Here is a 25,896-nt window from a genome sequence, read left to right on the forward strand (position 1 = left end):
CGCCGTACTTCAGGTCCAGGGAGGCACCCGCACCGCCTTCCGAGATATGAATGCCGCCGTGCCACATGCCCTTGGCACTGACGGCGTAGTGGCCAGATGCTTCCTTTTTCAGCAGCGCGTGGAATTCGTGCTCGTCGGTTATGTTCTTACCTGCTGCATTCCCTTCTCCTTTCTTTCGGAACGGAAAGGCAAAGGCCAGCAGCTTGACCTTGGTATCGGGCGTGTTTGTCGGTGTCGTATTTGCCATGTTCTGCCTATTCCGAGAAACCAAAACTCATATCGCCCTTGATATCTTTGACGGGCACAGCGGACCAGTTGGGGAAGACAAAGCTGCCACCGGCGGGGTCATCGATATTGAGATTGCCCTTGACGTCGATCTTGCCGCTGGGGCTTGCCAGCTCGATCGTTCCGTTGGCGATCTTCAGGTAAGCTCCCGAACCATCCCCAAGCGTGATGCCCTTGGACGCGGTGATCATGACTTCGCCCGACGATGAGCTGACCACAACGTTCTTGAGGGCCATCAGTTCCAGATCATCGCCCTGGGCCTGAATTTGGACCTTGCCTTTCGCGGCGAAGATTCGGATACCAAGTTTTGCGGCAAAGAGCGAGATCGCCTCGCCCGCCGCTGCAGTCATGCGCTTGAGAACGCCAATGTCGAGGCCATTGCCTGCCGTCACGAACATCTGCTTGCGCGCGGTCAGTTGCATATCCGTGCCACTCGCGATGCCAACGCCCGCCGGGGCATTGGCGAGAATCGCGGGCTTCTTCAGGCCCACCAGACACTGCTCGATCAGCGCACGCTGCTGGTCAACCTCTGCGAGCCAGGTCTTCGCTGCATTGGCCGAGTCATTGAGCGAGCGCAGCATGTCCATCGCGTGCCGTAGTGTGGCTTCGGCACCCTGCATGTCGAGTTGCTGCCCGTTCGCGTTCGGCTGGTCATCCGCCGAGATGAACATCCCCCTGCCGGCCCGCAAAGCCCCCCACCCCGACGTCCGCAACTCAAAACCTTCCCCACGCTTCTGGCGCTTGTGATCGACCAGATAGCCCATGTTGAGCTGCGTCTTGCCACCGTAGTCGGTGGACAGCTTGACGCCCTCCTGCCCCTCCCAGTCCTCGAATCGCAGCTTGTTGTTTGCCTGCGTGCGAATGACGTTGCGCGACAGCCAGCGATCCCGATTGGTGATCAGGTCCTCGTGCCGGCTGTGATGGTGGGCGTGCGCGATGTATGGCTTGTTCGGATTGCCGTCCCGGAAGGCGATGGCGACCTCCGTGCCATCGATCAGCGGAAAGTGGAAACCGGTCTGCCGCGCTCCGGCAAACGGTTTCGCCAGACGCATCGGCACACTCTCGCCGCCGTTGGGCCAATCCTCGAAATCCAGATCCAGGCGCACGACATACAGGCCATGCTGCGTCAGATAGGCGTACTTATATTTGCCAGGAGACGTCACGCGCCCGCTCAGGGTGCCCGCGATGCGCGGCCACTTGCTCTCATCGATCGGCAGTCGGAAGCGTCGATCCGAAGGAATGGCCTGGTAGGTATTGCGGTAAGCCTGGTCTCGCGCCCCAATATGGACGACTTCCATGATCACCTGACCGTGCGGCGCATCGGGCAGGTCGATGTCCATGCGCAGGATGCGCGCAGGCCGCAGGCCCAGGACATTGCTCTGGCCTTCATAGACGATTTGTCCAGCCAGCGCCGCCTCGTGGCGCAGTTGCGCTTCCCACTTGGCGCCCGCCATATCGAGGTGGTGCGTGCCGTAGACATAGGACTGGCCGTAATTGCCCGTTTCCTTGCGGGCGACATTGGCCTCGCCTGCCTTGCGCTCGTACGAATCCGCCGGGTTGTAGTCGGCCGTGCGAAACGATTCAGGCACCGTATGCACGTGCGTCTGAATATCGAATACCGTCTCAATACCCGATTCCAGACCAGCCGTTTCCCGATAGGGAACCCGCAACTCCGGCTGGTAAATATAGTGGTCGATGTCGTCGCAGACCTGAAACACATCGCCAAAGACAGCGCCATGCGGACTCGGGAGGAAATAGCTGTATAGCCCCTCCTGTTCCATAAGCAGCCGGATATAGTCCCAGTCGGACATCTGGTACTGGAGCCGGAATGGGTGCTCCGGATACTGGCGACGAATCTTGAAAGCGAACTGGTGGCCTTCCAGGCCGTGGCGGCGAAGAATGGCTTCGATAATCTGCGGCGCGGTCTTTCTCTGATAGACACGGCTTGCCTTGGTCAGCGTCAGCAAGGCGACCTTCGGGCGCAACTCCATTTCATAGGCGCAGAAGTCGCGGGTCTGACGGGTTTTTGAAAAGCGGAAGATGCAGCCGGAGAATTGCCGGGGCTCCACGCCGTCGCCGGGTTCGATCGAGAAAGTGGCGTCACGGCGCACGTACTCCATCCGGTCCAGATCCATTGGATGGGTCAATCGGATCTTGACGCTGTAGGGCTCGCCCAGGCGCTCTACAGCCTCGAATGACACCACGGAGAGGCCGGCCGCACTATTCGCTCCGAGCACCTTCAGGTGATAGGGCTGCAGCCTGGTCACGGACCTTGGCAGCCCGTCGCCCCATGATTTCAGTTCATCCGTCACATCCATCACTGTTGCTTGCTCCTTACCAGCCGTGATCGCGTTCTCCGAACAGGCCGTCGCTTGCGACGCGAGGCCGACATTCTCGTGCGTCAAAACCTTACGCCGCTATCCGACAAGCGAGAACAGCCAATGCGTCGCGCAAACAACAGAAACTGAATAAAATCTTAAATAATATTTTTATGATTTACAGATATTTATTTTTATTTAAATCACAAACAAAAATACATTACATACCGATATAAGAATTTTTTAATTCTTATAAACGTTAATCGAGATGCTTTTGAGAATTTCCAATAGTCGATCTGCAAGAACGACTTCAACTCCATCCTCGCCGACTACTACCCAATGCCCGGATCGTGGGTGGAGGTCGACGGGCTGGAAGGCGGCCTGTCGCACTTGGTCAAGGGCTACGTGAACCGCCATGGAAAGGCAACGAACGCCGCGGTATGCGGAGCCGAGAGACACGGCGACGCGCTGGACCACTCGAAGCTGGGCGAGATTGACTATGTGAGGAAAGGCATTCGCACGAAAGCACTGACGAATGTCAGACGCGGGCTTTGACGTCGAAGCGCTGCGGATGGCCGGCGCGTATGCCGATAGGTCGACGACCGAGGGATACAGTAAGCAGCACGACGTGCCGCTCTCTCGGTGGTGAAATTGACGCCGCCTGCCGCGTGATATTGGACACTCTCCAACATCCGGGATTAGAAAAGCGGGAATCAGAAAAGACGAAGCCCGCACAACCTAGTGATTGTGCGGGCTATATCTGGTCGGGGCGAGAGGATTTGAACCTCCGACCACCTGCACCCCATGCAGGTACGCTACCAGGCTGCGCTACGCCCCGAAGAAGAACGAGATTATATCAGAGCCATTGCCGATGGCTAGGGGTTGCAGGCAATTTATTCGTGTCGCGCAATCTCTTTGAGTTGTGCCAGCAGATGTTGCACCTCTACGAGGTCGCGGCGCAGCGTGTTTAGGTCCACCGACAGTACTTGTGCAGCGTTGCCGGACGCAACTTGCGCGTCATCCTTTTCCAACGGCATGGCGGCGCCATGGTGACGTCCTTCGTCGAGACGATTACGCGCGCCGTTGATCGTGAAGCCCTGTTCGTACAGCAGTTCGCGGATTCGCCGGATCAACAGCACTTCATGGTGCTGATAATAGCGGCGATTTCCACGGCGCTTGACCGGCTTGAGCTGCGTGAACTCCTGCTCCCAGTAGCGCAACACGTGTGGCTTGACGGCGCAAAGGTCGCTGACCTCACCGATGGTGAAGTAGCGTTTTGCGGGAATCGGCGGCAGCGCGACGCGCTCGCTGGATTTTTCCGTCATGCGATCAAGAGACTGATGTCAGGCCGTAGGGCGAGACTCGGTTGGCGCGTCCGGCGCGCAGCATTGCAGGATACCTATAGCAAACGCCGCGGGCAATCCGCTTGTCGAGCGAAAAGGAGGGGGGTGTATGGGCGACGCTACGGCGGACTGCAATCTGACGCGCGAACATGGCGCTTCAAATATCGGCCGATGCGTCAGCCCGGATGCGCCTGATCGGCGCGCTCCTCGACCAGGCTCTTGAGTTTCTGGCTGGCATGGAACGTCACCACCCGGCGCGCCGTGATCGGAATGATCTCACCCGTTTTAGGATTGCGGCCAGGACGTTGGGCTTTGTCGCGCAACTGGAAATTGCCGAAGCCCGACAGCTTGACGCTATCGCCCTGCTCCAACGCTTCGCGAATCACGTCGAAAAACGCTTCGACCATATCTTTCGATTCGCGCTTGTTCAGGCCAACCTGGTCGAACAGCATCTCTGCGAGTTCGGCCTTGGTCAGGGTCGGCACCTCGGTTGCGCGGGCTTCCGGCGATGCATCGTCGAGGGAGGCAGTGTGCCGGTCGCTCACCTCGCCCAAATCTGCAGCATTCATGGAAATCGCGTCTCGATCGTTCATCCTTGATCGCTCTGTTAACTCTGTGTGGCGATCCGCCCGGGAGCTGTGCCCGGGCGCTCCAATGGCTGGCGTTCTGCTTAACCGCGCAGCCGGGCTTCGAAGCCTGCCGTCAGCGCATCGATCATGCAGCGTACCGCACTGTCGGCTGTCTCGTCCTGGAGGGTCGCCCCAGTATCTTGCAAGGTCAGGCGGAACGCAAGGCTTTTCTCATCCACGCCGATGGCGGCCGAAGCGGCCTTCGGACGGAACTCGTCGAACAATGCCAGGCTCTGGACGAAATGGCCCAGGCCGGCGTTATCGAGCGCGGCGCGCATGGCGTCCAGCATGTCCTGCACGCGCACCTGCTGCTTGACCACCACCGCCAGATCGCGCACGGCGGCAGGGAATTTCGAGATTTCCGAGTATGCCGGCAGACCGACGTCACGCAGCGCATCGAGCTCCAGTTCGAACACCACCGGTGCGTTGGTCAGTTCGTACTCCTGCAGCCAGCGCGGATGCAATTCGCCGACCACGCCGACCGGCTTGCCGTCGACAATCACGCGAGCCGCACGGCCCGGGTGCAACGCGGGATGCGCAACCGGCTCGAAGCGCGGCGTGCGCGGATGAAACAGCGATTCCACGTCGCCCTTGATGTCGAAGAAGTCGACCGGGCGAGTGGCCACGCCCCATTGCTCTTCGAAGGCCGGACCATAGGCAATCCCCGCTGCCATCATCGGCTGGTGATAGCCGGCCACGGTCAGACCGCCATCGGCAACATTCGCGTCGCGATGGAATACACGACCCACCTCGAACAGGCGTACCCGCGACGCCTTACGGTTGAGGTTGTAGCGCACCTTGTCGACCAGCCCACCAAGCAGCGTCGAACGCATCACCGCCAGTTGGCTGGCGATAGGATTAAGCAGGCGGATCGGGTTGTCGTTGGCGGCGAAGTCACGTTCCCACTTCTCCTCGACGAACGCGAAATTGATCACCTCGTTGAAGTCGCGGGCCGCCAGCGCGTGCCGCACGACATGCTGCGAACGGCGCCCTTCGTTGGTCGGACGCATTTCGCTTTCCGCCACCGGCGGGCGCGCGGGAATCCGCTCGAAACCATAAATCCGCGCGACTTCCTCGATCAGGTCTTCCTCGATCTCGAGATCGAAACGGTAGCTGGGCGGCGTCACCTCGAACACCTCGCCATCGGCGCCAACCGTGCGCGTGAATGGCAGTTGCAGTCGCTGGAACACATCGGTGATTTCCGCCGACGAGAGTTCGATGCCCAGCACGCGTTCGGCACGCGCCACGCGCAGCTTGACCGGCTGACGCTGCGGCAGATTGACGATCTGATCGTCGACTGGGCCAGCCTGGCCGCCGCAGATTTGCAGGATCAGCGCGCTAATGCGCTCGATATGCTCCACCGTGGTGGCGTAATCCACGCCACGCTCGAAGCGGTGCGCCGCGTCGGTCGAAAAGTTGTAACGACGCGCGCGGCCCTGGATCGCATTCGGCCACCAGAACGCCGCTTCCAGATAGATATTGGTCGTGTCGAGTGACACCGCGGTGCTATCGCCGCCCATGATGCCGGCCAGGCTCTCGATTTCCTTGTCGTCGGAGATCACGCCGACCTGCTCGTCGACTTCCACCGTGTTGCCGTTCAGCAGCTTGAGCTGTTCGCCCTTGCGGCCCCAGCGCACGTCCAGCCCGCCATGGATCTTGTCCAGGTCGAACACATGCGACGGACGGCCGAGTTCGAGCATGACGTAGTTCGAGATATCGACCAGGGCCGACACGCTGCGCTGCCCCGAGCGCTCGAGGCGCTGGACCATCCACGCCGGCGTGGCGGCACGCGCGTTGACGCCGCGGATAATGCGGCCCGAGAAACGGCCGCACAGGTCGGGGGCGGAAATCCTGACCGGCAGCTTGTCCTGCAGCGTCACCGCCACGGGCGTCATGTCGGGCAGTACAAGCTCGGCGCCGGTGAGGGCCGATACTTCGCGCGCCACACCGTGGATCGACAGGCAGTCCGCCTTGTTGGGCGTCAGCTTGATCGTGAAGACCTGATCGTCGAGATCGAGATACTGGCGGATGTCCTGCCCCACCGGCGCGTCTTCCGGCAGGATCATCAGCCCGCCATGATCTTCCGAGAGCTTCAGTTCACGCGCCGAGCACAGCATGCCGTAGCTGTCGACACCGCGCAGCTTGCCCACCTTGATCTCGAAGGGCTTGCCATCGGCTTCGGCCGGCGGCAGCACGGCGCCCACCAGCGCGCACGGCACCTTGATGCCAGGCTTGACATTGGGCGCGCCGCAAACGATCTGCAGCGTCTCACCGGTGCCCGCATCGACCTGGCACACGTTCAGTCGATCGGCATTGGGATGGCGTTCGGTCGCAAGCACGCTGGCCACGACGATCTTGTTGAACGGCGGCGCAACCGGGCCCACCTCCTCCACTTCCAGCCCCGCCATAGTCAGGGTGTGCGACAGCACGTCGGTGGAGATCTTTGCAGGATTGGCGAACGTGCGAAGCCAGGATTCCGAGAATTGCATGGCGCTTCTGATCCGGTAGGTATTCTGTAATGTCTGTGACGATATGCGTTCTGTGCTGGGCGTCAGGCCATCAGCGGCAATCAGGCGAACTGGCGCAGAAAGCGCACATCGCCTTCGAAGAACAGCCGCAGGTCATTGATGCCATAGCGCAGCATCGTCAGGCGCTCCAGGCCGGAGCCGAACGCGAAGCCGATGTAGCGCTCGGGATCGAGCCCCATGTTGCGCAGGACGTTCGGGTGCACCTGGCCGGAGCCGGAGATTTCCAGCCATTTGCCGTTGCCGAACGCCATGTCGATTTCGGCCGACGGCTCCGTGAACGGGAAGTACGACGGGCGGAAGCGCACCTGGATGTCGTCGCGCTCGAAGAACTTACGCAGGAAATCGGTATAGACGCCCTTCAGATCGGCAAAGCTCACGTCCTCGCCGATCCACAGGCCTTCCACCTGATTGAACATCGGCGAATGGGTGGCGTCGCTGTCGACGCGATAGGTGCGGCCCGGGCAGATGACCTTGATCGGCGGCATCGGCTTGCCTGCGTACTTCTGCACGTGCATGCGTGCGTAGCGGACCTGCATCGGGCTGGTGTGCGTACGCAGCAGCAACAACTTGCCCTCGCTGTCGCGACCATCCACATAGAACGTGTCCTGCATCGAACGCGCCGGGTGGTTGTCCGGGTTGTTCAAGGCGGTGAAGTTCATCCAGTCGGTCTCGATTTCCGGACCATCGGCCACGTCGAAACCGATCGAACCGAAGATCTGCTCGACACGTTCCCATGTGCGCATCACCGGGTGGGTGCTGCCGCGCGACACGGCGCGGCCGGGCAGCGTGACGTCGATGGCTTCGGCGGCCAGGCGCGCATTCATCAGCGCATCGGCCAGCGCCTGGCGACGCGCCTGCAGTGCGGCCTCGACCTGCTGCTTGACCTGGTTGATGCGGGCGCCTTCGGTCTTGCGCGCTTCGGGGTCCAGCTTGCCCAGCCCCTTCAGCAGTTCGGTCAGCGCGCCCGTCTTACCGAGGAAGCGTGCTTTTTCGTTTTCCAGCGTGGCGTTGTCGTTGGCGGCAGCGAAGGCGGCCTGTGCGTCGGCGACGATTTGATCCAGATCCTGGGACATGACGGCAATACGTGGACAGTACGTGGAAGGGATGGCACTACGCGCGCAATGTTACGTGCAGTGAGGCATTTCGGATGCTGCGTCGGATTTCGCTTGAGACTCGTCTCAACGTGTCTCACGCCGTCTTGTCGACGCGGCATTCGAAATGAAAACGGGGCTCGGTAAGGAGCCCCGTTTCATCAGACCTTACGGTCGGTGCTTGCCCGGAAACGCCATCCGGCGCTTCCGAAACCGGCATCAGGCAACGGTGGCTTTCACCTGGTTGACGATGGCGGCAAAGGCAGGCTTGTCATGGATGGCCATGTCCGACAGCACCTTGCGGTCCAGTTCGATCGAAGCCTTCTTCAGGCCGTTCATGAACACGCTGTACGTCATGCCATGCTCACGCGTCGCGGCATTGATACGTGCAATCCAGAGTGCGCGGAACACGCGCTTCTTGTTGCGACGATCGCGGTACGCGTACTGACCAGCACGCATGACCGCCTGCTTGGCGATACGGTAGACATTATTGCGACGGCCGCGGTAACCCTTGGCAGCGTCGATGACTTTCTTGTGACGGGCCCGTGCAGTGACCCCACGCTTGACTCGAGGCATGTAAAACTCCTTTCGTTATCGTTTGGGGTTATGCGTAAGGCATCATCGCACGGACAGACTTCAGGTTCGTCTCATGGACGTCCTGGGTGCCGCGCAGTTGACGCTTGTTCTTGGTGGTCTTCTTGGTCAGGATGTGACGCTTGAAGGCCTGGCCACGCTTGAACGAACCGTTCGGGCGCGCCGTAAAGCGCTTGGAAGCGCTTTTCTTGGTCTTCATCTTAGGCATGAAAAACTCCAGCTCTATGACATGCATGCAGGTGGACGGCTCACGCCATCGCTTGCAAGACCCGCATCCACTTGTTTTTGTACGCAGCACAGCAGGCGATGCCTGCCGGTCACGCACGGGTTCTGCGCAAAACAACGCCGGGATGCACGTGGCATCCCGGCCGTCGCTTCGCACAAGAATTACTTCTTCTTCTTGGGGGCCAGCACCATCACCATCTGGCGACCTTCCATCTTCGGCATCTGCTCGACCTGACCCAGTTCCTCCAGGTCAGCCTTCAGACGCTCGAGCATGCGCGCGCCGATTTCCTGGTGGGCCATTTCACGACCGCGGAAACGCAGCGTGATCTTGGTCTTGTCCCCATCCTCCAGGAAACGCCTCAGGTTGCGCAGCTTGACGTTGTAGTCTCCATCATCCGTGCCAGGACGGAATTTCACTTCCTTGACCTGGATGATCTTCTGCTTGAGCTTGGCCTCGTGGGCGCGCTTGGCTTCCTCGTACTTGAACTTGCCGTAGTCCATGATGCGGGCCACGGGTGGAACTGCGTTGGGCGCAATCTCCACGAGATCCAAGTCCTTGTCCTCGGCCATGCGCAGTGCGTCCATGAACTTGACGATGCCGAGCTGTTCGTTATCAACCCCTACCAGGCGCAGCTCAGGCGCGCTGATTTCTCGGTTGATACGGTGACCTTTGTCTGTAGCGATGTTCCGTTACCTCAAGAAGACAAAAAAACAAGCCGTGCTTTCCACCCTCAGGCTTTGCTGGAGACGTCGTTTTGCAGACGATCCACAAACGCGGAGACGGGCATGACACCCAGATCCACATTGCCACGGGCACGCACGGCCACTTGATTGGCGTCCCGCTCCTTGTCGCCTACCACCAGCAGGTAAGGGATCTTCTGAAGCGAGTGCTCGCGGATTTTATACGTAATTTTCTCGTTACGCAAATCCGCCTTGGCCCTAAACCCTTGTTTTTGCAAGAGTTGCACGACGCTTTCGGCATATTCCGCCTGCGAGTCGGCGATGTTCATGACCACTACCTGCTCCGGCGCAAGCCACGCGGGCAGCGCACCGGCGTGGTTTTCGAGCAGGATACCCAGGAAGCGCTCGAACGAACCGAGGATCGCACGGTGCAGCATGACCGGACGCTTGCGCGAATTGTCCTCGGAGACGTATTCGGCGCCCAGACGCTCCGGCAGCACCAGATCGAGCTGGAGCGTGCCGCATTGCCACGACCGGCCGATCGCATCCTTGATGTGATATTCGACCTTCGGACCGTAGAACGCGCCCTCGCCAGGAAGCTCTTCCCACTCCACGCCGCAGGCGCGCAGCGCCAAGCGCAGACCCTCTTCGGCGTGGTCCCAGATCGCATCCGAGCCGGCGCGCTTTTCCGGGCGCAACGACAGCTTCACCTTGACGTCCTTGAAGCCAAAGTCTTCATAGACCGAAAACGCCAGTTCATTAAAAGCCTTCGCCTCTTCCACGATCTGCTCTTCCGTGCAGAAGATATGGGCGTCGTCCTGCACGAAACCGCGCACGCGCATCAGGCCATGCAACGCACCCGACGGCTCGTTACGATGGCAGGCGCCGAATTCGGCCAGGCGCAACGGCAGGTCGCGATAAGAGCGCAGGCCGTGATTGAAGATCTGAACATGGCCCGGGCAGTTCATCGGCTTGATCGCGTAGTCGCGCTTCTCCGATTCCGTGACGAACATGTTCTCTTTGTAATTGTCCCAATGGCCGGATTTTTCCCAAAGAGAACGATCCATCACCTGGGGCGTGCGCACTTCCTGATAACCGGCGTCCGTGAGACGACCACGCATGTACTGCTCGACGGCCTGCCAGACGCTCCAGCCCTTCGGGTGCCAGAACACCATGCCCGGCGCTTCCTCCTGCAGGTGGAACAGGTCCAGCGTCTTGCCCAGGCGACGGTGGTCGCGCTTCTCGGCCTCCTCGAGCATCGTCAGGTACGCGTCCTGGTCTTCCTTGCGGGCCCACGCCGTACCGTAGATGCGCTGGAGCATCTCGTTGTTCGAATCGCCGCGCCAGTACGCGCCCGCCACCTTCATCAGCTTGAAGACCTTGAGCTTGCCCGTCGACGGCACGTGCGGACCACGGCACAGATCGACGAAGTTACCCTCGCGATACAGGCCAATTTCCTGATCGGCGGGAATGGACGCGATGATCTCCGCCTTGTATTTCTCGCCCATCGATTCGAACAACGCCACCGCTTCGTCGCGATTCCAGACTTCGCGCGTGACTTTCTCGTCCTTGCGCGCCAGCTCCATCATCTTCTTCTCGATAGCGGCCAGATCCTCGGGCGTGAAGGGACGCTTATAGGAAAAGTCGTAATAGAAACCGTTGTCGATCACCGGCCCGATCGTCACCTGCGCGTCCGGATACAGCTCCTTCACGGCGTAGGCCAGCAAGTGCGCCGTCGAGTGGCGAATCACATCGACGCCGTCGGCATCCTTGTCCGTGACGATTGCTAGCGACGCATCGTGGTCGATCGTATGGCTCGTGTCGACGAGGCGGCCATCGACCTTGCCGGCGAGCGCGGCCTTGGCCAGCCCCGAGCCGATGCTTTGCGCCACTTCGGCCACCGTGACGGGACCGGGAAACTCACGACGGGAACCGTCAGGCAACGTGATTGCGATCATCTTGAACCTCTTCTGGATTCCGCCACGCCGGCTTCTTGGGGGCCTAGGCGCGGCAGCATAGCAACTTTTGTGGCGCCGATCCGTCAGATGCGACAACGCATGCACCGGACGAAACAGCTACGAATCTTTCTTGCCGCCCCGCGCAGTCGCGGGCAACGCGGCAGCTTATCAGGAGGCTGGTAGACGACAGACGAAAAAAAACGCGGCCAAGGCCGCGTTTTTCTTTGAATCCCCGCTTTATTCTGCGGGTCGAAGGCGCACCTCGACTACTGTCGCTAACCAGCGGTAGTAGTTCGAGTTGTCATGTTCATGATGCTTTTCCGTGCCCTGATAAGGTTGATCGGATCTGCTGCCTGAAACTGAATGCCGCGGCCTTCGACTGCCGACAGATGCAGGGTACTTCCTGTTCGTTGGTAGGCTCGATTGGACTCGAACCAACGACCCCCACCATGTCAAGGTGGTGCTCTAACCAGCTGAGCTACGAGCCTAGCGAAGCGCAGATTATAAACTTATTTTCGCCGGGCGTGCAACACCCCCTGCACATCCTCGATGATCGACAGCGCGCGCTGCAACTGGGTGGCCTCGGCAACTTCCGCCGTGAACTGCATGCGCGCCACACCCTTGCTGGATAGCGTCTTCACGCCGGTCACGTTGATCTTCTCGCGCGAAAGCACTTCGGAAATATCGCGCAGCAAACCCTGCCGGTCGATCGCCTCGACCTGGATGTCGACGGGATAGACGGCATCGCTGCGCTTGCCCCATTCGGTCTGGATCACCCGTTCTGGAGCGCGCCCGGACAGTTGGAGAAAGGTGCTGCAGTTGCGGCGATGGATCGACACACCCCGGCCGCGCGTGACGAAGCCGACGATATCGTCGGGTGGCGCCGGCTTGCAGCACCGCGACATCTGCGTCATCAGCGAATCCACGCCAACCACCAGCACGCCGCTCTTGGCGCCGCGCGCCACGCTGGTGGCGCGGCTCTTCTTGGTGACCGCATCCTCTTCGCTGAACTGAGGCTGCGCCTCGCCCTCTGGGTGGCGCAGCGCGTGCTCCACATGCCGCAGGCTGAACTCTTCCTTGGCCACCGCCGCGTAGAGATCGTCGGTCGACTTGAAATTCAGGCGCGTCGCCAGGTCGTCGAGATTGACCGCGGTCTTGCCCTCGCGCTGCAGAGTCTTTTCGATCAGCGCACGGCCTTGCGCGATGGTTTCCTGCGAATCCAGCGCGTTGAACCACGCCCGCACCTTCGCGCGCGCACGACTACTGGCCAGATAGCCAAGTTCGGCATTGAGCCAGTCACGCGACGGACCGCCCTGCTTGACGGCCACGATTTCCACAGTCTGGCCGTTCTTCAGCGGCGTGTTCAGCGGCACCATCGCGCCGTCCACGCGCGCGCCACGGCAGCGGTGCCCCAGATCGCTGTGCAGGTAATAGGCGAAATCCACCGGCGTGGCGCCCTGCGGCAACGCGACCACGCGCGCCTGCGGCGTCAACACATAGATATGATCGTCGATCGCCGCATGCTTGAGCTGCTCCCACGGCGAGTCCTCGTGCGCGACGGAGTGATCGGCATCGTCCTTCCACGCCAGCAGTTGGCGCAGCCATGCGATCTTCTCGTCGTAGGCATTGTCGGCGGCAAACTGTCCGCTGTAGCCCTTGCCGCCGGCTTCCTTGTAGCGCCAGTGGGCGGCCACGCCGTATTCGGCGAAGTGATGCATTTCGTGCGTGCGGATCTGCACCTCGAAAGCCCGGCCGTCGTCGCCGATCACCACCGTATGCAGCGACTTGTAGCCATTGGCCTTGGGCCGCGAAATGTAGTCGTCGAACTCACGCGGGATGGGTTGCCAGATGTGGTGCACGATGCCAAGGACCGTATAGCAATCCTTGATATCGTCGACGATCACGCGGAACGCTCGCACATCGTACAGATCGGCAAAATCAAGCTCCTTGCCGCGCATCTTCTTCCAGATGCTGTAGATGTGCTTGGGCCGTCCCGACACCTCGGCGCGAATGCCCGCCGCGGCCAGTTCCGACTGCAGGCGTTCGATGGCCTGGGCGATGAAACCTTCACGCTCGATGCGCTTTTCGTCGAGCAGTTTTGCGATGCGCTTGTAGGTATCGGGCTGCTCGAAACGGAACGCGAGATCCTCAAGTTCCCATTTCATCTGCCAGATACCGAGACGATTTGCCAGCGGTGCGTAGATATCCAGCGTCTCGCGCGCCACGCCTGGCAGCGGCGGGTTCTTGGTCTGCGCCAGCCAGCGCAGCGTCTGCAGCCGCGACGCCAACCGCACCAGCACCACGCGGATGTCCTGCGCAAATGCCAGCAGCATCTTGCGCAGCGCCTCGACCTGCTCCTGCCGTGCAGCCACCTGCGACTTGGACGCCTCGGATACGTCCGCCTGCGTCACGGCGATCGCGCCGATCCGCAGCAGCTGGCGTACGCCTTTCACCAGCCGTGTGACTTCGTCGCCAAAGCGCGATGCGATCTGGTCTTCGACGCCCGGTACGAATGCTTCGGCCGCGAACAGGCAGGCGGCCGCACGGGCCGCATCGTCCACACGCAGGCCATCGAGAATGCGCAGCATCCCTTCGGCATGCGACAGCACGCTTTCGCCGGTCGGCAGCAGCGTGGGCGTGGCGCCGTCGGCCACCTCGCGCACGAAAGCCAGGGCCCGTTCGACCAAGCCGGCGTCCGGAACGCCGGCCGTCTGACCGGTCAGCTCAGTCGACGTCACCATTTCACAGCATCCGGCATCAGTTCAGGGCGGCGGTGACCACCACTTCGATCAGATAATCGGGGTTGGCCAGTTTTGCCTCCACGGTCGCACGCGGCGGCGTATTACCCTGCGGCACCCATGCATCCCACACTTCGTTCATCTCGCCGATGCGGGTCACGTCGGTCAGAAAGATCTGACACATCAGGATGCGCGTCTTGTCGCTGCCAGCCTCTGCCAGCAGGCGATCGATATGCCCCAGCACTTCGCGCGTCTGGCCGCGCAGATCGGCCTTGGGATCGACTTCGGGCACCTGTCCGGCCAGATAGACCACGCCGTTATGCACGGCATATTCGGACAGACGCTTGCCCACATGGGCGCGCTTCAGGGTGTTGGTGCTCATATCGCTGTCTTCAACTGAAAATTGCTTAGGTGCCAAGAAAAAAATTCCGTGCGATCGCGATCTGCGCCGGATCGACAAACGTCGGCGCATGCCCGACGTCGGCGATTTCCACCGTCGAGACCTGCTTGCCGCGTGCCACCATTTCGGCGACGGTCTCGCGCAGCAGCAGATCCGATTGCGCGCCACGCACGATCAGCGTGGGGCCCGTTGCGGCCTCGAACATCTTCCACAACATCGCTTCGCCCGCCAGCACCGCCTCCGGCGGCGTTTCCTTGAACGGCACGGCCAGCGCCGGATCGTAATGCAAGCCCCACTCCAGCGATTCGGCGCCCTGTACAGGCTTGAGGATCGCGCTGTTCAGTTCGCGCCATTGCTCGGGCGTATGACGGCCGAACGACGCACTGATCGTCTGCAGATAAGCAAGGCCCTCTTCGAAGGTCTTGAACCGCACGGGCAGACCCAGGTACGCGCCGATGCGCTCCATCGCCTGGGCCGCGATGCGCGGGCCGACATCATTGAGCAGCAGCTTGCGCACCGGCGAATTCGGCAGCCCCGCCAGGCCCATGCCGATCAGGCCGCCCATCGACGTGCCGAACCAGTCGACCCGTTCCACGTTGAGCCGCGCAATCAGCGTGACCATATCGGACACGTACTGCGGCACCGTGTAGAAATGCGGATCGGCCAGCCAGTCCGAACGGCCGCGCCCGACCACATCGGGGCAGACCACGCGATACTCGTCCGACATCGCTCGCGCCAGCGCATCGAAATCGCGCCCGGTGCGCGTCAGCCCGTGCACACAGACCAGCACGCGCGAATTCGCCGGATCCCCCCATTCGTGATAAGCCATGCGATGCAGGCCCGCGGGACTGATGCACTGTACGAAACCAAGACGCGGACTGGAAGACATCTGTACTCCCTGCGATTTCCGCCGCATTCCCTGCGGCGTGTCAGTAATTCGAAGCGGGACTTCGGAAAAGCCTGCAAAGCGGCATGCGCAGGCGATCAACCAAAGCCGGATTGTACGCCCAGCGAGTACAATGCCACAGCACATCCTGACACTCCCGACGGAGGCTTACATGCTCAACGGCAAGACGGCATTGGTCACGGGCTCGACCAGTGGAATCGGACTCGGCATCGCGCAGGCCCTGGCCGCGCAAGGCGCGAACATTATTGTCAACGGCTTCGGTGACGCAGACGGCGCAAAGGCGGAAATCGCGCGGGCCGGCAGCGGCATCCAGGTGGGCTATCACGGCGCCGATATGAGCAAGGCGGCCGAAATCGAAGACATGATGCGCTACGCGGAAAAAGACTTCGGCGGCGTGGATATCCTGGTCAATAACGCTGGCATCCAGTTCGTGGCCAAGATCGAGGAGTTCCCGGTGGATCGCTGGGACGCGATCATCGCCATCAACCTGACCTCGGCCTTCCACACCACGCGCCTCGCGTTGCCGTCGATGAAGACGAAAAACTGGGGCCGCATCATCAACGTGGCATCGACGCACGGGCTGGTCGCATCGGCGGAAAAATCGGCCTATGTCGCCGCCAAGCATGGCATCGTCGGCTTCACCAAGGTCACTGCACTGGAAACGGCGCAGACCGGCGTGACCGCCAACGCCATCTGCCCGGGCTGGGTGCTCACACCGCTGGTGCAGAAACAGGTCGAAGCGCGCGCGCAGAAGGAAGGTATCCCCGTCGAACAGGCCAAACGCGAGCTCGTGCTCGAAAAGCAGCCTTCGGGAGAGTTCGTCACGCCGGAAGAACTCGGCGCGCTGGCCGTGTTCCTGTCGAGCGACGCTGCAAGGCAGGTGCGCGGCGCGATCTGGAACATGGATGGCGGCTGGGTCGCGCAATAAGGAGCCCGATGATGACGCGTCGTCCATCGCGCCGCGCTGCCCTCTTTGCGCTGGGCAGCGGTGCATTGATGATGTCGCCGCTGGCGAGCCTGGCGCAGGCGCCCAGGCCGCTGGCTATCGATGTCTACAAGACTCCTACCTGCGGATGTTGCGAAGACTGGGTCAAGCATCTGCGTGACAACGGTTTTAAGGTGACCACGCACGATGTCGAGGACACCGCGCCGTACCGCACGAAATTCGGTATCCCGGAACGTTTTGGCTCGTGCCACACCGGCGTCATCCATGGCTACGGCATCGAGGGGCACGTACCCGCCGCGGACATCAAGAAGCTGATCGCCGCAAAGCCCAAGGCTGCCGGGCTGGCGGTGCCCGGCATGCCGGCGGGTTCGCCGGGCATGGAATATGGCCCACGCAAGGACCCGTTCGATGTACTGATCGTGAAGCCGGACGGCGCAGCTGCGGTGTTTTCGAGCTACAACAAAGCCAAGACCTGACGGCGCACTCCTCCGAATGCCTCGCGCCTTACGTCACGCGCCGGGCGCATGGTCCGGGCCGCAAGCAATAAGCCCCTGCCGGCAATCACCGACAGGGGCTTTTTTGCGACGCTGTCCTGCGCGGCCGCTCAGATCAGCGCAGCACCGGTCTTGGCCTGCACTTCCTCGCGGCTCACGCCCGGCGCGGTCTCGACGAGCTTCAGCCCTTCCGGCGTCACGTCGATCACGGCCAGATCGGTAATGATGCGGTTCACCACGCCCACGCCCGTCAGCGGCAGATTGCATTCCTTGAGGATCTTGATGTCCTCGCTGCCATCCTTCTTCTTGGCGGTGTGTTCCATCAATACCACCACGCGGCCGACGCCCGCCACCAGATCCATCGCGCCGCCCATGCCCTTGACCATCTTGCCCGGAATCATCCAGTTGGCCAGATCGCCGCGCTCGCTGACCTGCATCGCGCCCAGAATGGCCAGATTGATCTTGCCGCCGCGAATCATCGCGAACGAGTCCGCCGACGAGAAGATCGACGAACCCGGCAGCGTCGTGACCGTCTGCTTGCCGGCGTTGATCATGTCCGCGTCCACTTCATCTTCGGTCGGAAATGGCCCGATGCCGAGCAGGCCGTTCTCCGACTGCAGCCACACTTCCATGCCCTGCGGCACGTGGTTGGCCACCAGCGTAGGCAGGCCGATGCCCAGGTTCACATAAAAGCCGTCCTGCAGTTCCGCCGCGGCGCGCGCGGCCATTTCATCACGTGTCCATGCCATGATCTGTCTCCTTACTTGGCACGCACGGTGCGCTGTTCGATGCGTTTTTCGGGGCTGGCGTTCAGCACGATGCGGTGCACGAAGATGCCGGGCAGATGCACGTCGTCCGGATCGATTTCGCCGATTTCGACGATCTCTTCCACCTCGGCCACGGTGATCTTGCCGGACATCGCGCACACCGGATTGAAGTTGCGCGCGGTGCGGCGGAACACGAGGTTGCCGGCCTTGTCCGCCTTCTTCGCCTTGACCAGCGCCACGTCGGAAACCAGCGACCGCTCCATCACATACTGCTGGCCGTCGAATTCGCGTACGTCCTTGCCCTCGGCGACGATGGTGCCCACGCCGGTCTTGGTGAAGAACGCGGGAATGCCCGATCCGCCGGCGCGCAGCTTTTCGGCCAGCGTGCCTTGCGGCGTGAATTCGAGCTCGAGTTCGCCGGCCAGGTACTGGCGCTCGAACTCCTTGTTTTCGCCGACGTACGAGGAAATCATCTTCTTGATCTGCCGCGTGGCGAGCAGCAGGCCCAGCCCGAAGCCGTCCACGCCGGCGTTGTTCGAGATGCAGGTAAGCTGCTTGGCACCGCTGTCGCGCAGCGCCGCAATCAATGCCTCGGGAATGCCGCACAACCCGAAACCGCCCACGGCGATCGTCTGGCCGTCATGCACCACGCCCGCGAGCGCCTCGGCGGCGCTGGCGAAGACCTTGTTCATAGTTGCTCCTTCCTCGGTAGTCTCATGCGGACTCACCCAATACCGTGCGGGTTGTCCGGCGACGTTTTGACCCGCGTATGACCCAGGGCCACGCGCGGAAATTGTAACGGTACAATCGGCGGTCAGCGCCGCCTGTTGCCGACCGACAGCATACGTCAACGCGCCCCCGCAACGCCATTACGTAAAAGTACATAAGGGATAATGCCGTCCATCGACTACCAGACCGCCTTTCATCTGGCCCCCGTTGGCCTGGTGCTGTCCCGCGCCCGCGTGATCGAGGATTGCAACGACGAAGTCTGCCGGATCTTCGGCACGTCGCGCGAAGCGCTGGTGGGCGAATCGTTCCAGGTGCTATACCCGACGGCCGACGAGTTCGAACGTACCGGCGCGCGCATCGTGCCAGTGATGAACACCAAGGGGCTGTATTCCGATGAACGGATCATGAAGCGCGCCAGCGGCGAGCTGTTCTGGTGCCATGTCACGGGGCGCTCGCTCGATCGCAAGGACCCGCTGGGCGCCGGAATCTGGACCTTCGAGGACCTGTCCCAGAAACGGCCCGTCACTGCCGAACTGACCGCACGCGAGCGCGATATCGCGGCGCAGTTGGTGGAGGGAAAGACCAGCAAGCAGATCGGCAAGCTGTTGTCGATCAGCCCGCGCACAGTGGATATCTACCGTGCGCGGCTGATGAAGAAATACGGCGCCCATACCGCCGTCGATCTGGTGCAGCGGCTGGTGAACCACTGAGCGCGGCTCGCCCGCCTGGCGCGCCTCGCGCGGCGCCGACGGCAGGCGCACCACAACACCGCGCGAATCGCCAGATCGATGACGATGGACACCCCGCAATCGCCGCGGGAGAGGACCGGGGCCCGGAAGGCCCAGCGCCGTTACGCCTCGATCAGCCGTCGGATCTCGTCCGGGACCGGGACCGATTTTTCCTGCGCGTAGTCGCACCACACCACCTTCGCGCCGCCCTCGGCCCACACCACATCGGGCAGATCGGTGCGGATCACCTCGATGCGGGTTTCGAAGCTGGATCGGCCGAGCTGGCCCGCGTACACGCGGCATTCGATGTTGCCGGGGTAGCGCAGTTGCTTCAGGAAGGTCATGTGGGCGTTGATCAGCACGGGCCCATGGCCATTGGCATCGCGGCCATTGCGACCGATCGACTCGAACCACTCGATCCGCGCCTGCTCCAGATAGCGGAAATAGACGGTGTTGTTGACATGGCCCATGGCGTCCATGTCACCCCACCGTATCGGCATCACGCAGGTGAATACGTGCTTCATCAGCGCTTGGCGATCGACGCTTCGGCCTTGGTCACCAGATCTCCGCCGATCTGCTTCTTCCACTTGTCGTAGACCTTGGCAGTGGCCTTGCGGAATGCGTCGTGCTCGGCCGGCGTCAGCGTCGTCACCTTGACGCCATGCTGCTCCATGTCCTTCCAGGCCGGCGCGCCCGCCTCGACCAGGCCCTTGCGGGCGAGCGCGATTTCCTGCTTGCCCGCGTCGATGGCAGCCTGCTTGACGATCTCGCGATCAGCCGGCGTCCAGCTTTCCCAGATCTGCTTGTTGACCACGAAAATCAGCGGGTCGGCCACATAGCCCCAGGTCGTCACGTATTTCTGGCCCACCGTGTAGAGCTTGGCGGCCGCGAACACGCTCTGCGGATTCTCCTGGCCATCGACGGCGCCCGAGGCCATTGCCGGTTGCGCATCGGCCCAGCTCATCTGCGTCGGGTTGGCGCCCAGCGCATTGAAGGTTTCGATATACAGCGGCGACCCCACCACGCGCAGTTTCAGCCCCTTCAGGTCTTCCGGCTTGCGGATTTCATGCTTGGAATTCGACACCTCGCGGAAGCCGTTTTCGCCCCAGGCCAGCGGCACCACGCCCGCCTTTTCCAGCGTCGCAAAGATCGACTTGCCGACTTCGCCCTGCGTCAGCGCATCGAGCGCCTTGTAGTCGGGCATCAGGAAAGGCAGGGAGAACAGATTCAGTTCCTTCACCTGCGGCGACCAGTTGATGGTCGAGCCGACAGCCATGTCGATCACGCCCTGGCGAATCGCGGAAAACTCGCGCGTCTGGTCGCCGGCCACTAGCGACGTGCCCGGATAGAGCTTGATGTTGATGCGCCCATTGGTACGCTGCCGCACCAGATCGGCCCAGATTTCGCCGCCCTTGCCCCACGGAAACGCCGGCCCCAGCACCAGCGACATCTTGTATTCGGACTTGTAGGTCTGGGCCATGGCGGCCGGCGCGGCAAATGCGGCGGCGGCAATCGTGGCGGCAACGGACAACAGCAGGGCACGGCGTTTCATGCGGGAATCTCCTCGTTTCATCTTGTTGTTCAATTCAAATCAGTAGCCCAGATAATCGGGCAGCCAGGTGGCCAGTGGCGGGTAAGCCAGCACCATCAGCATGGCGATGAACATCGCCAGCAACATCCAGATCACCCAGGGCACGGTTTCCTCCATGCGTACGCGGGCAATGCGGCAGGAAACCATCAGGTTCACGGCCAGCGGCGGCGTGAACTGGCCCAGCGCCACCTTCAGCGTCAACACCACGCCAAACCACACCGGATTCCAGTGGAACGCCGTGGCAATCGGCAGCAGCAGCGGCACGAAGATCAGGAAAATCGAAATTCCGTCGAGGAACATGCCGACGGTCATCAGCAGCAGCACGATCAGCGCCAGCACGCCGTATTCGCCAAGGCCCGAATGGGCGATCGCATTGGCCAGCGGATCGATCACGCCGAGCGTGGACAGCGCATAGGCAAAGATACCGGCCAGCGCCACCACCAGCAGGATGACCGCCGATGTCTCGGCCGCTTCCTGGAAGATCGTGAACAGGTCGCGCATGCCGATGCTGCGGTAGATCACCATGCCGACGAACAGGCCGTAGACCACCGCCACCACGGCCGCTTCGGTTGGCGTGAACCAGCCCGCGCGCATGCCGCCGAGGATCAGGAACGGCGCCACCAGCCCCCAGGCCGCCTCACGCAGGCTGCGCCAGAACGGCGGGCGCGGCAGCGCGGCTTCGATGTGTCCCATGTTGTGCTTGCGCGCGAGCCACACCGCCGGCACGATCAGCGCCACGCCGGCCAGGATGCCCGGGATCATGCCCGCTGCGAACAGCGCCGGCACCGACGCGCCCGGCACCAGCACGCTGTAGATGATGAACGCGACCGACGGCGGGATCAGAATGTCCGTGGCCGCCGCCGCGCCAACCACCGCCGCGCTGTAGGCGCCCGGATAGCCGGCGCGCGACATCGCCGCGATCATCACGCCGCCCACGGCCGCCGCATTGGCGGGCCCCGATCCGGAAATGCCGCCGAGGAACATCGCCACCAGGATCGCTACCAGCGGCAGCATGCCCGGGCCGCGTCCGACGATGGCGATCGCAAACGTCACCAGCCGCTGCGCCACGCCGGAACGGTCGAAGATCGAACCCACCAGCACGAACATCGGGATGGCCAGCAACGGATACTTGGCCAGGCCGGCATAAAAATTCTGCGGCACGGCCAGCAGACCGAACATCTGCGTATCGAGATTGGACAGCCCGATGGCGACCAATCCGCCCAGCCCCAGCGACACGCCGATCGGCACGCCAAGCAGCATCAGGCCAATAAAGACCACGAACAGGATAATGGCGACGATCGTCATTGCGCACGCTCCCCGCCCTGCTTCAGGGCCTTGAGCGCGCGGGCGTTGCGCAGCGCCAGCGCCAGCGCGCGCAGCGCGATCGCCACGGAAAACACCGGCAGCCACACCGAGTACCACCAGCTTGGCACCCCGATGCCTGGCGAGGTCTCGCCAAACGTGTATTCGTCCCAGGCAATGCGCACGCCCAGCACGGCCAGCGCCAGGAACATCGCCGCCACGGCCAGGGCCGACACGATGGCCAGCCGCTTTTGCCGCGCGGCGCTGCCACGTTCAAAGAAGAATTCGATGCGAATGTTGCGATCGCGCGCCACCGCGGCGCTGCCGGCCACCAGCGCCAGCACGATCATCAGGAACACCGAGAATTCCTCGGTCCAGGCAAACGATTCGTCGGTGAAATAGCGGACCACCACATTGGCGAACGTGATGCCGACCAGCAACACCATGACGATCACGCCGATCCAGTCCTCAATGCGCGGTGAAATGCGGAATTCGCTGTCGCGCGCTTCGTCGGCCGCCTCGGCAATGATTGTCGAGTCGACGACGTGCTGCGGCACGGCTTCGCGCCGTGCCTTGTTGTTTTGATCCATTTCTGCGCCCGGCCTCCGGTCCGGTTCCGAGAAGTCTCTTTTTACGTTGTTCTACTTCTTGGCCAGCCCCCTCCCCCGGAAAGGTCGGCGGTCAGACCATGCCATCGTCGGCGGTGACCACCGCGCCGTTGATGAAGCGCGATGCGTCGGACGCCAGCAGCAGCAAGAGGCCGTCGAGGTCTTCGGGTCGGCCCAGGCGCTTGCGGGGCAGCATCTGGATCAGCTTCTGCCCGGCATCGGTATCCCAATGGTGGTGGTTGATTTCGGTGTCGATGTAGCCGGGGCAGATCGCGTTGACGTTGATGCCGTGACGCGCCCACTCCAGCGCCATGGCCTTGGTCATGTGAACCACGGCGGCCTTGCTCATGCAGTAGACACCAATCTGAGACAGTACCTTGAGACCGGCCACCGACGCAATATTGACGATGCGCGCCTGTGGCAGCGGGTTGCCCTGCTTTTCCGCACCCTTGGCCCGCGCGATCATCCGCTTGGCGACTTCCTGCGCCACGAAGAACGCGCCGCGCGTGTTGGTATCGAACACGAAATCGAAATCGTCGGCGGTGACGTCGGTGAGCTTCTGCGTGGTGGAAACGCCCGAATTGTTCACCAGGATATCGATGGCGCCGGCCTCGGTTTCGGCGTGCGCCACCGCGGCGCGGATGCTGTCCGGATCGGTGACGTCGAGGCGCACCACATGGGCGCTGCCGCCATCGGCCTCGATCGAGGCGCGCAGTTCCTTGAGCCGCTCGACGCGGCGCGAAGCCAGTATCACCTTGGCACCGGCGGACGCCAGCACATTGGCAAAACGCGTACCCAGCCCGCTCGACGCACCGGTCACCAGCGCGACCTTACCTTCCAGATTGATCGACAAACCCATATTTACCTCGGTATTTGGGCATCCGGCGCGGCCGGATGGCGCGCCGGGCACCGTACAGCAGCCTGTAAGGCGGCGCGGCCGCAGCTTAGCAAAAAAAGAACGGTCGTTCCAAAAAATGACTTGCCTGAGGGTGTCGAGTCCCGGACAATGCCGAAGATTCTAAGAACTTGGCCCCCAAAGGGAAAGAGGAAAAACGCCTAGGTCAGGCCGGTTACCCGCCGATAGCCCGATCGCAGAGCATGCCGCACGGTACCAGACCCGTGCCGCGCGTGCGCCCCATCCGGGCCCGCCTCCCCCCGCCCCGGTGCCGGTTCCACAGAGCAAAATCACCGCATCCCACAAACCGCAAGCCCGCACCACGGGCTGCAACCATGCGGCAGTATTGCCGCCCAGAAGACACTGAGGGTTAGAGACAATGGATCAGCAACAGCTCGTCGAGCAGTTCGGCCCGCGCGAAGCCATGGAATATGACGTCGTCATCGTCGGCGGCGGTCCCGCCGGCCTGGCCACGGCCATCCGCCTGAAGCAACTGGCTTCGGAAAAGGGCGGCGACGTCAATGTCTGCGTGCTGGAAAAGGGCTCCGAGCCCGGCGCGCATATCCTGTCGGGGGCCATCATGGACCCGATCGCGCTGAACGAGCTGATCCCGAACTGGAAGGAGCTTGGCGCACCGCTGAATCAGCCGGTCACCGAAGACAAATTCCTGTTCCTCGACGAATCCGGTGCCAAGGGCGCTCCGTTGCTGCCCGAGTGCTTCCACAACGAAGGTAACTACATCGTCAGCCTGTCGAACTTCGTGCGCTGGCTCGGCCAGCAGGCCGAAGCGCTGGGCGTGGAAATCTTCCCGGGCTTCCCGGCGGCCGAGGTGCTCTACAACGACGACGGCTCGGTCAAGGGCGTGGCCACCGGCAACATGGGCATCAACAAGGAAGGCGAGCCCACCGAGAACTTCCAGCTCGGCATGGAACTGCATGCCAAGTACACGATTTTCGCCGAAGGCGCGCGCGGTCACCTTGGCAAGCAGCTCATCGCAAAGTTCAAGCTCGACGCAGGCAAGGATCCGCAAAGCTACGGCATCGGGCTGAAGGAGCTGTGGGAAATCGACCCGTCCAAGCACAAGCCTGGCCTGGTCGTGCACACGGCCGGCTGGCCGCTCGATCCGGCCACCTACGGCGGTTCGTTCCTCTACCACATGGAGGACAACAAGGTGGCCGTGGGCTTCGTGGTCGGCCTGGACTACACCAACCCGTGGCTGTCGCCGTTCGAGGAATTCCAGCGCTTCAAGACGCACCCTCAAATCCGCCAGTACTTCGAAGGCGGCAAGCGCATCGGCTACGGCGCACGCGCCATCACGGCCGGCGGCCTGCTGTCGCTGCCCAAGACGGTGTTCCCGGGCGGCGCGCTGGTCGGCTGCGACGCCGGTTACCTGAACGCATCGCGCATCAAGGGCAGCCACGCGGCGATAAAGACCGGCATGATGGCCGCCGAAGCCGCCTTCGACGCGCTGCAGGCGGGACGTCAGCATGACGAGCTGACCGCCTACCCGGCCGCATTCGAACAAAGCTGGCTGCACAAGGAACTGCTCCAGGCCAAGAACTTCAAGCAGTGGTTCAAGAAGGGCCGCACCACGGCCACGCTGATGACCGGCATCGAGCAATGGCTGCTGCCCAAGCTCGGCATCCGCAATCCGCCGTGGACGATCCATCGCACCAAGCCGGACCACGTCTACCTGAAGCCGGCCGCCGACTGCCAGAAGATCGAATATCCGAAGCCGGACGGCAAGCTGACGTTTGATCGCCTGTCGTCGGTGTTCATCAGCAACACCAACCACGAAGAAAACCAGCCTGCGCACCTGACGCTCAAGGACGCCAGCGTGCCCGTCAACATCAACTGGGAAAAGTACGCCGGCCCCGAGTCGCGCTACTGCCCGGCTGGCGTGTACGAATTCGTGCAGAACGATGAAGGCAAGGAACGCCTGCAGATCAATGCGCAGAACTGCGTGCACTGCAAGACCTGCGACATCAAGGATCCGACGCAGAACATCGTGTGGGTTACGCCGGAAGGTGGCGGCGGCCCGAATTACGTAGGCATGTAAGCGCCGCCGCAGTCGGCCGGACTTCCGGTCCGCGCGGCGACGTGAACGCAAGAGAAGTGCCCGCAGAAGTGCCAACACAA

General features: G+C 62.1%; 24 protein-coding genes and 2 tRNA genes. 4 read left to right on the plus strand and 22 right to left on the minus strand.

Annotation, left to right across the window (positions count from 1 at the left end; translation table 11 throughout):
• The 15 genes from F7R19_RS18740 to F7R19_RS18810 form a co-directional block, all read right to left on the minus strand.
• A partial coding sequence (locus F7R19_RS18740; RefSeq protein ID WP_150981598.1) for a hypothetical protein occupies window positions 1-247 on the minus strand: 247 nt, incomplete at its 3' end.
• Between the two features lie 7 nt (window positions 248-254).
• Window positions 255-2,603: a type VI secretion system Vgr family protein gene (locus F7R19_RS18745; protein WP_150981660.1), complete on the minus strand. Its 2,349-nt coding sequence runs from the start codon at window positions 2,601-2,603 to the stop codon at window positions 255-257.
• A 761-nt stretch (window positions 2,604-3,364) separates the two neighbouring features.
• Window positions 3,365-3,441, minus strand: a tRNA-Pro gene (locus F7R19_RS18750).
• A gap of 55 nt (window positions 3,442-3,496) precedes the next feature.
• Window positions 3,497-3,928 (minus strand): MerR family transcriptional regulator, encoded by a 432-nt coding sequence (locus tag F7R19_RS18755; RefSeq protein WP_150981599.1) that lies wholly within the window; start codon window positions 3,926-3,928, stop codon window positions 3,497-3,499.
• Between the two features lie 194 nt (window positions 3,929-4,122).
• Window positions 4,123-4,539, minus strand: coding sequence for an integration host factor subunit alpha (locus tag F7R19_RS18760; protein WP_061959708.1), 417 nt, complete (start codon window positions 4,537-4,539; stop codon window positions 4,123-4,125).
• Window positions 4,540-4,616: 77 nt separating this feature from the next.
• On the minus strand, window positions 4,617-7,064 hold the full coding sequence (gene pheT, locus F7R19_RS18765) for a phenylalanine--tRNA ligase subunit beta (protein ID WP_150981600.1): 2,448 nt from the start codon (window positions 7,062-7,064) through the stop codon (window positions 4,617-4,619).
• A gap of 80 nt (window positions 7,065-7,144) precedes the next feature.
• Window positions 7,145-8,176 carry a phenylalanine--tRNA ligase subunit alpha gene (pheS, locus tag F7R19_RS18770; RefSeq protein WP_061960098.1) on the minus strand — a complete coding sequence of 344 codons (1,032 nt, stop codon included), beginning with the start codon at window positions 8,174-8,176 and terminating at the stop codon, window positions 7,145-7,147.
• A gap of 237 nt (window positions 8,177-8,413) precedes the next feature.
• A complete protein-coding gene (gene rplT, locus F7R19_RS18775; protein ID WP_008650487.1) occupies window positions 8,414-8,770 on the minus strand; it encodes a 50S ribosomal protein L20 in 357 nt (118 codons plus the stop codon).
• A 28-nt stretch (window positions 8,771-8,798) separates the two neighbouring features.
• Complete coding sequence (rpmI, locus tag F7R19_RS18780) at window positions 8,799-8,996, minus strand: 50S ribosomal protein L35 (RefSeq protein WP_006575466.1); 198 nt, start codon at window positions 8,994-8,996, stop codon at window positions 8,799-8,801.
• A 179-nt stretch (window positions 8,997-9,175) separates the two neighbouring features.
• Window positions 9,176-9,697, minus strand: coding sequence for a translation initiation factor IF-3 (gene infC, locus F7R19_RS18785; RefSeq protein ID WP_084004318.1), 522 nt, complete (start codon window positions 9,695-9,697; stop codon window positions 9,176-9,178).
• A gap of 47 nt (window positions 9,698-9,744) precedes the next feature.
• Window positions 9,745-11,652, minus strand: a complete 1,908-nt coding sequence (thrS, locus tag F7R19_RS18790; RefSeq protein ID WP_150981601.1) for a threonine--tRNA ligase — start codon at window positions 11,650-11,652, stop codon at window positions 9,745-9,747.
• 411 nt (window positions 11,653-12,063) lie between these two features.
• Window positions 12,064-12,140 (minus strand) — tRNA-Val (locus tag F7R19_RS18795).
• Between the two features lie 21 nt (window positions 12,141-12,161).
• Window positions 12,162-14,393, minus strand: coding sequence for a RelA/SpoT family protein (locus F7R19_RS18800; RefSeq protein WP_061960095.1), 2,232 nt, complete (start codon window positions 14,391-14,393; stop codon window positions 12,162-12,164).
• Between the two features lie 16 nt (window positions 14,394-14,409).
• Window positions 14,410-14,772 carry a RidA family protein gene (locus tag F7R19_RS18805; protein WP_061960094.1) on the minus strand — a complete coding sequence of 121 codons (363 nt, stop codon included), beginning with the start codon at window positions 14,770-14,772 and terminating at the stop codon, window positions 14,410-14,412.
• 25 nt (window positions 14,773-14,797) lie between these two features.
• Window positions 14,798-15,679 carry an alpha/beta fold hydrolase gene (locus F7R19_RS18810; protein WP_150981602.1) on the minus strand — a complete coding sequence of 294 codons (882 nt, stop codon included), beginning with the start codon at window positions 15,677-15,679 and terminating at the stop codon, window positions 14,798-14,800.
• 169 nt (window positions 15,680-15,848) lie between these two features.
• On the opposite strand from F7R19_RS18810, the gene F7R19_RS18815 reads away from it, so the two are divergent.
• Both F7R19_RS18815 and F7R19_RS18820 read left to right on the plus strand, forming a co-directional pair.
• Complete coding sequence (locus tag F7R19_RS18815) at window positions 15,849-16,625, plus strand: 3-hydroxybutyrate dehydrogenase (RefSeq protein ID WP_061960092.1); 777 nt, start codon at window positions 15,849-15,851, stop codon at window positions 16,623-16,625.
• An 11-nt stretch (window positions 16,626-16,636) separates the two neighbouring features.
• Window positions 16,637-17,119, plus strand: a complete 483-nt coding sequence (locus tag F7R19_RS18820; protein WP_150981661.1) for a DUF411 domain-containing protein — start codon at window positions 16,637-16,639, stop codon at window positions 17,117-17,119.
• Between the two features lie 128 nt (window positions 17,120-17,247).
• Here F7R19_RS18820 and F7R19_RS18825 read toward each other — a convergent pair whose 3' ends face one another.
• The gene (locus F7R19_RS18825; RefSeq protein WP_150981603.1) at window positions 17,248-17,886 is read right to left on the minus strand and encodes a CoA transferase subunit B; all 639 of its coding nucleotides are present in this window, start codon (window positions 17,884-17,886) and stop codon (window positions 17,248-17,250) included.
• A gap of 11 nt (window positions 17,887-17,897) precedes the next feature.
• Window positions 17,898-18,596: a CoA transferase subunit A gene (locus F7R19_RS18830; protein ID WP_061959777.1), complete on the minus strand. Its 699-nt coding sequence runs from the start codon at window positions 18,594-18,596 to the stop codon at window positions 17,898-17,900.
• 201 nt (window positions 18,597-18,797) lie between these two features.
• Here F7R19_RS18830 and F7R19_RS18835 point away from each other — a divergent pair, with 201 nt between their 5' ends.
• Window positions 18,798-19,343, plus strand: coding sequence for a PAS and helix-turn-helix domain-containing protein (locus tag F7R19_RS18835; RefSeq protein ID WP_061959776.1), 546 nt, complete (start codon window positions 18,798-18,800; stop codon window positions 19,341-19,343).
• Between the two features lie 140 nt (window positions 19,344-19,483).
• On the opposite strand, the gene F7R19_RS18840 is transcribed toward F7R19_RS18835, so the two are convergent.
• The 5 genes from F7R19_RS18840 to F7R19_RS18860 form a co-directional block, all read right to left on the minus strand.
• Window positions 19,484-19,885: an acyl-CoA thioesterase gene (locus F7R19_RS18840; RefSeq protein WP_061959775.1), complete on the minus strand. Its 402-nt coding sequence runs from the start codon at window positions 19,883-19,885 to the stop codon at window positions 19,484-19,486.
• Window positions 19,885-20,913: a DctP family TRAP transporter solute-binding subunit gene (locus F7R19_RS18845; RefSeq protein WP_150981605.1), complete on the minus strand. Its 1,029-nt coding sequence runs from the start codon at window positions 20,911-20,913 to the stop codon at window positions 19,885-19,887. The genes F7R19_RS18840 and F7R19_RS18845 overlap by 1 nt, the downstream gene beginning before the upstream one ends.
• A gap of 39 nt (window positions 20,914-20,952) precedes the next feature.
• A complete protein-coding gene (locus F7R19_RS18850; RefSeq protein ID WP_200899102.1) occupies window positions 20,953-22,257 on the minus strand; it encodes a TRAP transporter large permease in 1,305 nt (434 codons plus the stop codon).
• Complete coding sequence (locus F7R19_RS18855; RefSeq protein ID WP_061959773.1) at window positions 22,254-22,844, minus strand: TRAP transporter small permease; 591 nt, start codon at window positions 22,842-22,844, stop codon at window positions 22,254-22,256. Before F7R19_RS18855 ends, F7R19_RS18850 begins: the two co-directional genes overlap by 4 nt.
• Before the next feature lie 91 nt (window positions 22,845-22,935).
• Window positions 22,936-23,721: an SDR family oxidoreductase gene (locus F7R19_RS18860; protein ID WP_061959772.1), complete on the minus strand. Its 786-nt coding sequence runs from the start codon at window positions 23,719-23,721 to the stop codon at window positions 22,936-22,938.
• A 415-nt stretch (window positions 23,722-24,136) separates the two neighbouring features.
• Between F7R19_RS18860 and F7R19_RS18865 the strand changes: the two genes are divergently transcribed.
• Window positions 24,137-25,816, plus strand: a complete 1,680-nt coding sequence (locus F7R19_RS18865; protein ID WP_150981606.1) for an electron transfer flavoprotein-ubiquinone oxidoreductase — start codon at window positions 24,137-24,139, stop codon at window positions 25,814-25,816.
• Window positions 25,817-25,896: the final 80 nt, after the last annotated feature.

Source organism: Cupriavidus pauculus, assembly GCF_008801835.1.
In the GTDB taxonomy this organism is placed as follows: domain Bacteria; phylum Pseudomonadota; class Gammaproteobacteria; order Burkholderiales; family Burkholderiaceae; genus Cupriavidus; species Cupriavidus pauculus.